Origin of the sequence: Tsukamurella soli (genome assembly GCF_039541155.1) — a bacterium.
GTDB classification, from domain to species: Bacteria; Actinomycetota; Actinomycetes; order Mycobacteriales; family Mycobacteriaceae; genus Tsukamurella; species Tsukamurella soli.
In genome coordinates, this window is record NZ_BAABFR010000125.1 from 1 (window position 1) to 12,906 (window position 12,906).

13 protein-coding genes are annotated in these 12,906 nt (G+C 68.7%); 6 read left to right on the top strand and 7 right to left on the bottom strand.

Annotated features, from left to right (window positions below; genetic code table 11):
- The 5 genes from ABD908_RS24060 to ABD908_RS24080 all read right to left on the bottom strand — a co-directional run.
- Window positions 1-1,853, bottom strand: a 1,853-nt coding sequence (locus tag ABD908_RS24060; RefSeq protein WP_345000836.1) for an MFS transporter, incomplete at its 3' end; no start/stop codon positions are given.
- Window positions 1,854-2,045: 192 nt separating this feature from the next.
- Window positions 2,046-2,867, bottom strand: coding sequence for a YceI family protein (locus ABD908_RS24065; protein WP_345000811.1), 822 nt, complete (start codon window positions 2,865-2,867; stop codon window positions 2,046-2,048).
- Window positions 2,864-3,661, bottom strand: a complete 798-nt coding sequence (locus tag ABD908_RS24070) for a carboxypeptidase regulatory-like domain-containing protein (RefSeq protein WP_345000813.1) — start codon at window positions 3,659-3,661, stop codon at window positions 2,864-2,866. The genes ABD908_RS24065 and ABD908_RS24070 overlap by 4 nt, the downstream gene beginning before the upstream one ends.
- 177 nt (window positions 3,662-3,838) lie before the next feature.
- The gene (locus ABD908_RS24075; RefSeq protein WP_345000815.1) at window positions 3,839-4,441 is read right to left on the bottom strand and encodes a MarR family winged helix-turn-helix transcriptional regulator; all 603 of its coding nucleotides are present in this window, start codon (window positions 4,439-4,441) and stop codon (window positions 3,839-3,841) included.
- 257 nt (window positions 4,442-4,698) lie between these two features.
- A complete protein-coding gene (locus ABD908_RS24080; protein ID WP_345000817.1) occupies window positions 4,699-5,814 on the bottom strand; it encodes an adenosine deaminase in 1,116 nt (371 codons plus the stop codon).
- Window positions 5,815-5,872: 58 nt separating this feature from the next.
- On the opposite strand from ABD908_RS24080, the gene ABD908_RS24085 reads away from it, so the two are divergent.
- A complete protein-coding gene (locus ABD908_RS24085; RefSeq protein WP_345000819.1) occupies window positions 5,873-6,805 on the top strand; it encodes a D-2-hydroxyacid dehydrogenase family protein in 933 nt (310 codons plus the stop codon).
- A 13-nt stretch (window positions 6,806-6,818) separates the two neighbouring features.
- Window positions 6,819-7,238, top strand: a complete 420-nt coding sequence (locus tag ABD908_RS24090; RefSeq protein ID WP_345000821.1) for a nitroreductase/quinone reductase family protein — start codon at window positions 6,819-6,821, stop codon at window positions 7,236-7,238.
- Between the two features lie 3 nt (window positions 7,239-7,241).
- Here ABD908_RS24090 and ABD908_RS24095 read toward each other — a convergent pair whose 3' ends face one another.
- Window positions 7,242-7,670 (bottom strand): cytidine deaminase, encoded by a 429-nt coding sequence (locus ABD908_RS24095; RefSeq protein WP_345000823.1) that lies wholly within the window; start codon window positions 7,668-7,670, stop codon window positions 7,242-7,244.
- A 251-nt stretch (window positions 7,671-7,921) separates the two neighbouring features.
- On the opposite strand from ABD908_RS24095, the gene sdhC reads away from it, so the two are divergent.
- The 4 genes from sdhC to ABD908_RS24115 are packed head-to-tail and all read left to right on the top strand — an operon-like array spanning window position 7,922 to window position 11,372.
- Entirely contained in the window at window positions 7,922-8,326 is a 405-nt protein-coding gene (gene sdhC / locus ABD908_RS24100; RefSeq protein ID WP_345000825.1) for a succinate dehydrogenase, cytochrome b556 subunit, read from the top strand.
- 12 nt (window positions 8,327-8,338) lie between these two features.
- Entirely contained in the window at window positions 8,339-8,797 is a 459-nt protein-coding gene (locus ABD908_RS24105) for a succinate dehydrogenase hydrophobic membrane anchor subunit (RefSeq protein WP_345000827.1), read from the top strand.
- A 35-nt stretch (window positions 8,798-8,832) separates the two neighbouring features.
- Window positions 8,833-10,584 (top strand): succinate dehydrogenase flavoprotein subunit, encoded by a 1,752-nt coding sequence (gene sdhA, locus ABD908_RS24110; RefSeq protein WP_345000829.1) that lies wholly within the window; start codon window positions 8,833-8,835, stop codon window positions 10,582-10,584.
- Window positions 10,584-11,372: a succinate dehydrogenase iron-sulfur subunit gene (locus ABD908_RS24115; RefSeq protein ID WP_345000832.1), complete on the top strand. Its 789-nt coding sequence runs from the start codon at window positions 10,584-10,586 to the stop codon at window positions 11,370-11,372. Before sdhA ends, ABD908_RS24115 begins: the two co-directional genes overlap by 1 nt.
- A 184-nt stretch (window positions 11,373-11,556) precedes the next feature.
- Here the strand turns inward: ABD908_RS24115 and ABD908_RS24120 are convergent.
- Window positions 11,557-12,906 (bottom strand): tRNA-guanine transglycosylase (locus ABD908_RS24120; protein WP_345000834.1); only part of this gene is annotated, 1,350 nt, incomplete at its 5' end.

Consider the following 12,906-nt stretch of genomic DNA (forward strand, 5'->3'; position numbering starts at 1 on the left):
CCCGGCACGGCGCCGCCGGTCAGGTCCAGGACGCGGCCCTCGATCGACCGCGGCCCGGTGACCTCGGCCACCGGCGCGGCAGGAGCCGAGGCAGCGAGCGGCACCGTCGCACCCGCGAGCGATCCGGCCGCCGGGGTCGCGAACACCGCCGTGGTCGCGGCGGCGGACGCCTCCGCCTCCTCTGCCAGGGCCGAGGGGACGCCGATGGCGTCGCCCGCCACGGCCAGCAGCTCGTCGCCGACCGTCTCGATGGCCGCGGGGCCCTTCTTGCCGCCGGTGAATATCGACGCGATCGCGCCGATCGCGCAGCAGATCAGGGCGAAGGTGAACGCCGCGGTGAGGCCGTCCGAGAACGGATCCGAGATCAGGTGCGGGAAGAAGTCCAGGCCGAACAGGTGGTTCTGGCTGGCCTGCGACAGGTTGTCGACGTGCCCCTTGAGCAGCTCCTGGATCGGGTTGTAGCCCAGGAAGGCCGCGAACAGGACGCCGACGGTGGGCAGGTTTGCCACGTCGTGCGCGGAACCTGCGGCCACGCCGTTGGAGGTCAGGCCGTTGAACATGGCCGACGGCAGGTTCTTCGACAGACCGGCGATCATCAGCGAGAAGAACAGGCCGATCGACAGCACCATTGCCGCGTTCTGGAACGTCGTCATCATCCCGGCGCCGGAACCTCGGGAGTTGGCCGGGAGACTGTTCATCACCTCGGCGCGGTTCGGCGAGGCGAACAGGCCCATCGAGATGCCATTGACCAGCAGGATCGCCGCGAACGCCCAGTAGTTGAAGTTCACCGGCAGCGCGATCAGCAGGCCGAACGTGACGGCCGTGAGGGCCAGACCGGTGAACGTGAACCACTTCGCGCCGAACCGGTCGCTCAGCGCGCCCGACACGGGAGCGCTGAGCAGGAAGCCGATGGTCATCGGCACCATGTAGATACCGGCCCACAGTGGGGTGCGCGAGTAGTCGTAGCCGTGCTGCGGCAGCCAGATGCCCTGCAGCCAGATGATCAGGATGAACTGCAGACCACCACGGCCGATGGACGCCATCAGGTTGGCCAGGTTGCCGAACGCGAACGAGCGGTCCCGGAACAGCTTGAGGTCGAACAGCGGGTTGGCGACCTTGAGCTCGATGCCCACGAAGACCACGAGCACCACGACGCCACCGATCAGCGCGGTGAGCACCCACGGGCTGGTCCAACCCATGTTGGAGCTGCCGTACGGCTGGATGCCATAGGTGATGCCGACCAGGATCGCGATCAGGCCCACGGCGAAGGTGACGTTGCCCCACCAGTCCATGTGGGCCTTCCGGCGGATCCCGGTGTCGTGCAGCTTGAGATATGCCCAGACCGTGCCGATGACGCCGAACGGGACGGAGACCAGGAAGATCAGGTGCCACTCGACGGGAGCGAGCAGGCCACCGACCAGCAGACCGAGGAACGAGCCGGCGATCGCCGCGACACCGTTGATACCCATCGCCAGGCCGCGCTGGTTCGCCGGGAACGCATCGGTGAGGATCGCCGAGCTGTTCGCCATCAGGAACGCGCCGCCGATGCCCTGCACCACGCGCCAGGCGATCATCCAGATCGCCGCGCCGCCACCGTCGAACCACGTGATCGCCAGGAAGATCGACGACACCGTGAACACCGCGAAGCCCATGTTGTACATGCGGGCGCGACCGAACATGTCACCGAGGCGGCCGAAGCTCACCACCAGCACAGCGGTGACGACGAGGAAGCCCATCATCATCCACAGCAGGTAGCTGGTGTTGCCCGACTGCAGCGGGTTGAGGTGGATGCCCTTGAAGATGTCGGGCAGGGCGATCAGCACGATCGAGCTGTTGATCGTGGCGATCAACATTCCGAGCGTGGTGTTGGACAGCGCGATCCACTTGTACTTGGGACCGAGCTCTTCGATGGTGTATACGTGGTTCTTCTTACGCCGTGGCGGCTTGGGTGGCGCCGCGGCGATCGTGTCTTCAGACAACGCTCTCTCCTGTAATCACGCTAGATGTATCAATTCCGAGATCTACTGATCCGAAGCACTGGAATCTCACGTGGCGGCGACACTGTCGGCACGGACGGCCTGGATCTCCATGTCCAGGTGGGCGGTACTACCGATCTGGGCGACACCGCTGATGAGCTTCTCGTTGAAGGTCATCCCGAAGTCGCCCCGCTTCAACTCGGTGGAGGCGCGGAACCCGATCCGGGTACCGCCCCACGGGTCGGGCGTCTCGCCGAGGTAGGTCATCGTCAGGTCCGCAGGGACTTCGGCGCCGCGCAGCTCGAGCCTCCCCCGCACCGTCCACACCTCGTCGATCGGCCCCGCCACCGCGATGCTGCGGTAGTAGGCGATCGGGTGCGCCTCGACGTCGAAGAACCCGTCCGACATCAGGTGCCCGTCGCGCATCTTGTTGTCGGTGTCGAGGCTGGCGACCTTGATCTCGACGTCCACCTTCGACACCTCCACGGGGTCGGCGACGTGGATGGTTCCGCTGAAGTCGTGGAAGCGGCCCTTGACGCTCGAGATGCCCAGGTGCTTGACGCTGATCTCCAGGGTGGAGTGCACCGGGTCGATCTGCCAGTCGCCGGCCGACGGGACCGGCGCCGCGCCCGAGCGGACCAGCGCGATCGCGCCGAGCCGGGCGGTACCGCCCGCGGTGACGAGCGCGACCCGCGCCTGCGGCTCGAAGCCGGGAGCGGTGATGACGGCGGTGTACGTGCCGGGAGCGAGCGAGTCGACCTTCGCGATGCCGTCACCGTCGGACTCGAGCCGACCGACCTGCTCGCCCGCCATCGACATCACGGTCACCACGGCGCCGCCGTAGCCGATCCCGGAGGCGGTGGTGATCTTCAGCGCGAGCCCGCCGCTCATGCGCCCGCTGCCCGTGCGCCGAGAACGAACTGCTGGTCGACGACCGTTCCCCCGCTGACGTTGACGGTGGCCGCGACCGGCGCGTAGCCGTTGGCGATCACCGTGTAGTCGCTCGGGATCACGGTGGGGAAGCGGTAGGCGCCGGTCTCGTCGGTGACCGCACTCGCGACCATCTGCCCGCCGACGTCGAGGAGCACGACCTGGCTGTGCGCGACCGGTACGCCGCCGGAACCGTCGGTCACGGTACCCGTGAGCTCGGCGACCGTGTGCAGCACGACGGTGACGGTGGTCGGCGCATCGCCGGAGACGGTGATCGTCTGGGCGCTCGGCTCACTCCCCTCGGACGTGACGACCAGGGTGTACTGCCCCGGCGCGAGGCCGCTGATCTCGAACGAACCGCGCGGATCGCTCGCCGCCGCGCGATTGAGGTTGCCCCCCAGGTCGGTGACGGTGACGGTGGCACCCGCGATCGGCTGCCCGTGCGACGCCTCCATGACGATGCCGCTCACCGCGAGCAGCCGACCGAGGACCACCTCGATGCGCGCCTCGGTGGCACCGACGATGACCGCGGCAGCGGACGGCTCGTAGCCCTCGGCGGACGCGACCAACACGTAGTGCCCCGCGATACCCACCTGCAACGCGAACGAACCGTCTGCGCCGCCGACCACCCGGGCGGCCTGCCGGCCGCTGGGGTCGATGACCGTGACCGTCGGCTCGGGGACCGGCGTGCCGTCGGCACGCCGGACCATGCCCGAAACCCGGCCGATTGCGGCATCCTGCCCATCGTTTGCCATGATCTGCCTTCCTCGCTCCCTTGAAACTCTTGTGAACCCTGTACTGGTCGTAGTCGTCCGTGCGCCCGGCCGCGGCACTGCGATCGACTGCACTCTTGTGGCTGATGGTGAGGATGTGGCTCGGTACCCCTAAGTTGTACCGCGCCGTTCCCCGCCCCGCGCGCTATTGCGCCCCGACTATTCGTCGGCGCGGCGCCCGGGTGGCCGTTCCGTGCGCCGCCGGCCCGGCTCGGCCGGTGCGACACCGTCCGACGCCGCCGCTTCGCAGGCGGCCGCGTCGCACGCCGCCGCGACCGCGTCACCCAGCCGGCCCAACGATTGCGTCAGCTCGACGCGCTGATCCGCGTCGAGGCTGTCGAGGGCCGTCGCGAGCATCTGCGCCTTGACCGAGGTCTTGCCATGGACGTACGCCTCGCCGTCGGCAGTGGCAACCAACAGCGTCACCCGACCATCCGTCGGATCGTCCGTACGCGCGACCATTCCGCTCTTCTCGAGCGCGGCGACCACCCGCGACATGGTCGGGGTGGTAACCCCTTCGCGATCCGCCAGCTCCGTCGTGCGAATCGGCGCATTGGTGACCACCGTGTACAGCGCCGACGCCGCACCCGACGCGAGCGCGTCCCGACCAGCCCGAACCCGCAGGGTACGGACGATGCGGATGAGGTCGTACTGCACCGCCGCCACGTCGGCGGGCACCTCCCGCTGAGCCGGAATGGTTTCCTTGGACAAATATTTCCCTTCGGAGAAGCAAATATCTGATCGGCAGTTTAGTTGCCGCATGCTATGCATATCAAACGGGCGGGTTTCGATTCGGGCATACAGTCATTAATCGGCCTCGGTCGCGGTGTGCACAGAACGGGGCTGCGAGCCGGACGAAGGAGAGCCGGACGAAGGAGAGCCGGACGAAGGAGAGCCGGACGAAGGAGAGCCGGACGAGCCGCGGGTCGGTGGGTGCGCGCGAGCGATTCTGCAGCCCCGAGCCGATAGGCGAGCGGGCGAAGCCCAGCGAGCGCGTACCCGACCCGCGGCGGTAACCACTACCCGAGCAGCACCGCATATCCCGGCTTGATCACGTCGTCGATGATCGCCAGCCGCTCGTCGAAGTGGAGGAAGGACGACTTCATCGCGTTGATGGTGAACCGCTGCAGATCGGTCCACGTGAAGCCGAAGGTCTCGACCAGCTTGAGCATCTCCCGGCTCATAGTGGTGTCGCTCATCAGTCGGTTGTCGGTGTTGACGGTGACCCGGAACCGCAGCCGGGCGAGCATGTTGAACGGGTGCTTCTCGAGCGACGGCACCGCGCCCGTCTGCACGTTGGACGACGGGCACAGCTCCAGCGGGATCCGGGCGTCGCGCACCCGGGCGGCGATCGGCCCCAGGACGGCCCCGGACAGGTCGTCGCTGTCTGCGGACACCCCGGCGGGCAAGGTGATGTCGTCGATGATCCGCACGCCGTGGCCCAGCCGGTCGGCGCCGCAGAACGCGATGGCCTCGTGGATCGAGGGCAGTCCGAACGCTTCGCCGGCGTGGATCGTGAACGGCGCGCTCGCATTGCGCATGTACTCGAAGGCATCGAGGTGCCGGCTGGGCGGGAAGCCCGCCTCGGCGCCGGCGATATCGAAGCCGACGGCGCCGCGGTCGCGCCACCGCACCGTCAGCTCGGCGATCTCGCGGGAACGCGCGGCGTGCCGCATCGCCGTGACCAGACAGCGGACCACGATCGGCCGCCCCGCCGTCCGCGCCGCGCTCTCCCCCGACGCGAATCCGTCGAGCACCGCCTCCATCACCTCGTCGAGCGACAGGCCCCGTTCGATATGCAGCTCGGGCGCGAACCGGACCTCGGCATACACGACACCGTCGTCCGCGAGGTCCTCGGCGCATTCCTGGGCGACCCGGGCGAGCGCCTCGGGCGTCTGCATGACGCCGACGGTGTGCTCGAACGTCTCCAGGTACTTCACGAGCGAGCCGGAGTCGGCCGCGTCGCGGAACCAGACCCCCAGGCCCGCCGCGTCGTGAGCGGGGAGTCCGCGGTAGCCGGTCTGCTCCGCGAGCTCGAGGACGGTGTCGGGCCGCAGCCCACCGTCGAGGTGATCGTGCAGGAGCACCTTCGGTGCCTGCCGGATGGATTCGAGGTCGAGCGGAGCCGAAGCCATAGCGCGAAACTACCGCACACCGGGCCACGTGGAGGCCCACGCACGTAGAGTCGCCGGTGTGCGGGTAGCGATCCTCGACGACTTCCAGCGCGTGGCCACCGAATTCGGCGACTTCGCCGGGCTCGGCGTGGAGACGACAGTGTTCGACCGGCCCCTCAGCGATCCCGCGGCGCAGCTCGCCGGATTCGAGATCGTGGTCGCCATGCGCGAGCGGACCCGCTTCCCCGCCGAGTTGCTCCGCAGGCTGCCCGACCTGCGCCTGCTGGTCTCGACCGGGCGCCGGAACGCGGCGATCGACCTGGAGGCGGCCCGCGAGTGCGGAATCACCGCGTGCAGCACCGGCTACCGACCGGCCGCCGCCGCGGAACACACGTGGGCCCTGATCCTCGCGGCGCTACGGCACGTCCCCGAGGAGGACGCGAACCTCCGCGCGGGCGCCTGGCAGACCACGATCGGCACCGAACTCGACGGGGCGACGCTCGGCCTGGTCGGCCTCGGCAACCTGGGTACCCGCGTCGCCCGGGTCGGGGCGGCCTTCGGGATGGACGTCCTGGCGTGGTCGACCAATCTCACCCCCGAGCGAGCGGCGCAGGGCGGAGCCAGGGCGGTCGGCAAGGCGGAGCTGTTCGAGCGGTCCGATGTGGTGAGCATCCACTACGCGCTGTCGCAGCGCTCGCGGGGACTGGTGGGCGGGGCCGAGATCGCCCGGATGCGACCTGGTGCGTTGCTGGTCAACACGTCTCGCGCCGGGCTGCTGGACACGGCCGCGGCGGCGGAGGCCGCCGGGCGCGGCGCGATCCGCCTGGCGCTGGACGTGTTCGACCTCGAGCCGCTGCCCGCGGACGACCCGCTCCGCAGCACACCGAACTCGGTGCTCACGGGCCACGTCGGCTACGTGACCGAGCAGCAGTATCGCGTGTTCTACGAGGATGCGGTGGAGGACATCCGCGCGTTCCTCGCCGGGGCGCCGGTCCGAGTGATGAATCCCTGAATAGGAGAACCCCGTGTCCGAGTGGAATGACTGGAATCAGCAGATCATCGACGAGTTCCGCAGCAGCGGCGGCACCGTGGAGGCCAACGGCTTCGGCCGCAATCTGGTACTGGTGCACCACACCGGTGCGCGCAGTGGGACCGAGCGGGTGTCGCCGCTGATGGCGATCCGCGCGGACCCGGACACCTGGCTCATCGCCGCGTCCAAGGCCGGCGCACCCGACAATCCGGCCTGGTACCACAACCTGCGCGCCCACCCGGACGTAGCCATCGAGACCCCGGACGACGGCGAGGTGGCCGTGCGTGCCGAGGTGCTCGAGGGCGCGGACCGGGATGCTGCGTGGGAGCGGTTCACCACTGCCGCACCGGGATTCAAGGAGTACGAGGCACGCACCACGCGGACGATCCCCGTCGTGGCCCTGCGCCGCCGCTGAGGGTCACCGGCGGTCCCCCGCCGCACGGTGGGCACCGTCGACCTCGGCCAGGTCGTCCGGGCCGAACGCGTCGGGGAGCAGCTGCCGCAACGGTACGGGGCCCGCGCGGTGGTCGACGAGCAGATCGCCGCCCCCGAACTCGTACAGCACCTGCCGGCAGCGGCCGCACGGTAGCAGCACCTCACGATTGGCATTGCAGCACGAGAACGCGATCAAGCGGCCCCCACCCGAAATGGCAAGGGAACCCACCAGTGCGCACTCCGCACAGAGCGTCAGTCCGTATGAGACATTCTCCACATTGCAACCGGTCACCACGTGCCCGTCGGACGTCAATGCGGCGGCGCCCACCGGATAGTGGGAATAGGGCGCGTACGCCCGTCCCATTACCTCGAATGCACTGTGACGCAATGCATCCCAGTCGATCTGCTGCATCGGTTCACTCCTGTGGTCAGATGCCGGGCCGGGCTTCATGGATTAGCCCATAGATTTGGTGAGGCAATCCTAATCTGCGTTTTTTCTGGCAGGGTAGTAGCACCGTTGGTTTCGGTTCCAGATTCCCATGGGTTTAAGGTCAATGCCGTGGGTTCAGGAACACGTCGGGACCGACGCCACCACGGGGTCAACGACCACACGGTGACTGCAGTTCCCGCCGCGTCCATCAACGATGTTGGAGGCAGCGCTCGATGAGCAGTACGACCGAAGTGCCGGCGCCGCACAGCGCGCGCCGGCCGTCCATCTACCGCGGCGATCCAGGCATGTGGTCCTGGGTTCTCCATCGCATCAGCGGCGTCACGATCTTCTTCTTCCTGTTCGCCCACGTGCTCGATACCGCGGTCATCCGGATCAACCCGCACACCTACAACGACGTCATCGAGACGTACAAGAACCCGGTCGTCGGCCTACTCGAGATCGGCCTGGTGATGGCGATCCTGTACCACGCCCTGAACGGCGTGCGTGTGATCCTGGTCGACTTCTGGTCCAAGGGTGTGCAGTTCCAGAAGGTCATGACGGTCGTGGTGTGGGCGGTCTTCCTCTGCGCCGGTATCGGCATGGCAGCCCGTCTCCTCTACATCATGTTCACGAACTAGGGGGACGTCTACATGACCACCACGAACGAGCCCAAGCTCGCGAAGACGCTCATGAAGAGCTACGACCGTCCCGCCTCCCTGGACAACCCGCGGTCGCCGCACCGCCCGAAGTCGGGCGACTTCGAGAAGTACGCGTGGATCTTCATGCGACTGTCCGGCATCGCACTCCTGGTACTCACCTTCGGTCACGTCTTCATCATGCTGGCCCTCGATCACCGCGGCGTCCACCGCATCGATGCCGCCTTCGTCGCCGCCCGCTGGAAGCAGCCCTTCTGGCAGTGCTGGGACCTGCTCATGCTGTGGCTCGCGCAACTGCACGGCGGCAACGGTCTGCGCGTCATCATCGACGACTACGCGCGCAAGGACCAGACGCGGTTCTGGCTCAAGACGCTGCTCGTCATCTCGATGATCCTCATCGTCGGCCTCGGGTCGTACGCACTGCTCACCTTCGACCCGTCGAGCGCCGCGTAAGCGCTCCGGCCCAGAGAGGACTGACGGAAACCACCATGCAGGAACACCGTTACGACGTGGTCATCATCGGCGCCGGCGGCGCCGGTATGCGCGCGGCGATCGAGGCCGGCCCGCGCGCTCGCACCGCCGTGCTGACCAAGCTGTACCCCACCCGCAGCCACACCGGCGCGGCGCAGGGCGGCATGTGCGCCGCCCTCGCCAACGTCGAGGAGGACAACTGGGAGTGGCACACCTTCGACACCGTCAAGGGCGGTGACTACCTGGTCGACCAGGACGCTGCCGAGATCATGGCCAAGGAGGCCATCGACGCGGTGCTCGACCTGGAGAAGATGGGCCTGCCGTTCAACCGCACGCCCGAGGGCAAGATCGACCAGCGGCGCTTCGGCGGCCACACCCGTGACCACGGCAAGGCGCCGGTCCGGCGCGCCTGTTACGCCGCCGACCGCACCGGCCACATGATCCTGCAGACCCTGTACCAGAACTGCGTCAAGCACGACGTCGAGTTCTTCAACGAGTTCTACGCGCTGGACATCGCCCTGACCGAGACGGACGAGGGCCCGGTCGCCACCGGCGTCATCGCCTACGAGCTGGCCACCGGCGAGATCCACGTCTTCCACGCCAAGTCGATCGTGTTCGCGACCGGCGGCAGCGGGCGGATGTACAAGACCACCTCGAACGCGCACACCCTGACCGGCGACGGCATCGGCATCGTCTTCCGCAAGGGCCTGCCGCTCGAGGACATGGAGTTCCACCAGTTCCACCCGACGGGGCTGGCCGGCCTGGGCATCCTGATCTCCGAGGCCGTCCGCGGCGAGGGTGGCATCCTCCGCAACTCCGAGGGCGAGCGGTTCATGGAGCGCTACGCCCCCACCATCAAGGACCTCGCGCCCCGCGACATCGTCGCCCGCTCGATGGTGCTCGAGGTGCTGGAGGGCCGCGGCTGCGGCCCCAACAAGGACTACGTGCTGATCGACGTGACGCACATCCCCGAGGAGACCCTCAACGAGAAGCTCCCCGACATCATGGAGTTCTCGCGGACGTACCTCGGCGTCGACCCGGTCAAGGAGCCCGTGCCGGTGTACCCCACGTGCCACTACGTGATGGGCGGCATCCCCACCAAGATCAACGGCGAGGTCCTGCGCGACAACGTCCACGAGGTGCCCGGCCTGTACGCCGCCGGCGAGTGCGCCTGCGTGTCCGTGCACGGCAGCAACCGCCTCGGCACCAACTCGCTGCTCGACATCAACGTGTTCGGCCGCCGCGCCGGCATCGCCGCCGCCGAGTACGCGAACACGCACGACTTCGTGCCGCTGCCCGAGAATCCCGAGAGCATGGTCCAGGACTGGCTGGCGAACATCCTCGGCGAGCACGGCGACGAGAACGTCATGGCGATCCGCACCGAGCTGCAGCAGTCGATGGACAACAACGCATCGGTGTTCCGCACCGAGGAGACGCTGACCAACGCGCTGAACGACGTCCGGGCGCTCAAGCAGCGCTACGCGCACATCACCGTGCACGACAAGGGCAAGCGGTTCAACAGCGACCTGCTCGAGGCGATCGAGCTCGGCTTCCTGCTCGAGCTCGCCGAGGTCACCGTCGTCGGCGCGCTGAACCGGAAGGAGTCCCGCGGCGGCCACGCGCGCGAGGACTACCCCAAGCGCAACGACGAGGACTTCATGAAGCACACGATGGCCTACAAGCAGGGTGCCGACCTCATCTCGGACATCCGTCTCGATTGGAAGCCGGTCATCCAGACCCGCTACGAGCCGATGGAGCGTAAGTACTGATGACTGCAGCAGTCGACAACAAGCCCGCCGGCCCCTCCCCCAGCGGCCCGGCACAGCCCCCGGTGCCGCCCGGCGCGACCATGGTCACGCTGAAGATCTACCGGTTCAACCCCGAGAACCCCGACGCCGCCGGTTGGCAGAGCTACCAGGTCCCGGCGCTGCCGACGGACCGGTTCCTCAACCTCCTGCTGTACGTGAAGGGCTACCTCGACGGGACGCTGACGTTCCGTCGGTCGTGCGCGCACGGCGTGTGCGGCTCGGACGCGATGCGGATCAACGGAGTCAACCGACTCGCGTGCAAGATGTTGATGAAAGACTTCCTGCGCGAGGGCAAGGACGTCACGATCACCGTCGAGCCCATCCGCGGCCTGCCCGTGGAGAAGGACCTCGTGGTGGACATGGAGCCGTTCTTCGACGCCTACCGCGCCGTGAAGCCGTACCTGATCACATCGGGCAACGAGCCGACCCGCGAGCGCATCCAGTCGGCCACCGACCGGCACCGCTTCGACGACACCACCAAGTGCATCCTGTGCGCGTGCTGCACCACCAGCTGCCCCGTGTACTGGATGGACGGCTCGTACTTCGGCCCGGCCGCCATCGTCAACGCGCACCGGTTCATCTTCGACTCGCGCGACGAGGGCGCCCAGGAGCGGCTCGACATCCTCAACGAGGCCGAGGGTGTGTGGCGCTGCCGCACCACCTTCAACTGCACCGACGCATGCCCCCGCGGCATCCAGGTGACCAAGGCCATCCAAGAGGTCAAGCGCGCGCTGCTGTTCAGCCGCTAGCAGCCACGAACCACACTGCAGCCCCGCCACCCCCGTCCGGATCCGTCCGGACGGGGGTGGCGTCCTTCTACTCGCGGGATCCTTCCTTCTCGCGGGATCCTTCCTTCTCGCGCGATCCTTCCGCATCGAACGCCGCCGCCCTCGTCCCGGAGAGCGGGACGAGGGCGGCGGTGTGCGGGGCGAGTCAGGTGCGCGGGCTCACCCGATCCGGTGTGCCCGCGGACGTCCGTCCCAGGACCTCCGCCTTGTACTCCGAATAGCGTCCCTCCACGACCGCCTCCCGGATGCCCGAGACCAGCGTCACCAGGAACCGCTCGTTCTGTGCGGTCGCGAGCGTCACCGCGAGCGGGTCGCCCGCGACGAACAGGTGGTGCAGGTAGGCGCGAGCCGGGCCACGGTTCGCGGGCGCTGCGTCGGGGTCGACGGGACGCACGTCCGCACGGAAGGCCGGCTGAGTGACGTCGATACGGCCGGCCGAGGTCAGAAGGACGCCGCGCGCGGCGGCCCGGGCGGGCTCCCCACCGTCGAACAGATCGATGCCCGCCTCGAACGCCGCGAACACGTCGGCCGCTTCGGCGACCCCGGGCAGGTACCGCGGCCGGGTGTCGTCGAGCTCATCGATCGCGGCACCCAGCAGCGCCAGTTCGGCGGCCGCGTGGTCGATACCCGCGATGCGGTAGCCGCCGAAGCCCAGGCCACCGGCCAGAACGTCCTCGTCGTGCAACGCCTGCAGCTCGCGGGCAGCCCGGCGCCGGTGATCCTCCGACGCGCCGCCGGTCACCACGGCCCACAGGGACAGCCCGTCGCGGCGCTGTGCGGTGACCCAGTTGTGCTCGGCCAGGCCACGGCGGGCCCACACGAGCGAGCGGTCGACCGCCTGCCGCGCGACGGCCGACGACGGTGCCGGGATCAGCGGCGGCGTCAGCACGAAGGCGACGTCGACACCTAACAGGTGTGCAGTGTGCACCGCCGACTCCGGGGTGATGCGCCCCGCCGCACCGTCGACCGGCGAGCGGAAGTCGATCCCGTCGTCGTCGACGTGGGCACCATCGGTCTGCGCCGCGAGCGCCGCGCCCGGGTTGCTGACCGTGGTCTCGGACCAGCCGGTGAAGGCGCCGAGTCCACCCGCCGCGGAGACGACGTCCGCGCCGGCCGAGGCGTCGAGCACGAACGCGTCCGCCACGACGGCCTGCGCCCCCAGCCAGCCGAGCGCGTCGGCCTGCACGACCCCGGAGGCGGGCACGAACGCCGGGGTGAGGACGGTGCCGTGCGGTGTCGTGAGCCGACCCGCGCGGCCGCCACCCGCGGCGAGCCGCTGCTCGACGTCGAACCGGGTCGGGTCGACCGCGCCGGAGCCCTGCAGGCGCCCGCGTGCCGCGATCGACCGGTAGTCCGTGCGCAGCGTCGACAGCTGGGCCGCGAGGGCGCGGTTGTCGGCGCGGAGTTGCTCGATAGCCGCGGCCTCGCCACTCGGCACGGACGCCTGTGCGGGCTCGGCCGGCGTCGATGCGACGGGGGCGAGCGCGACCGGCGG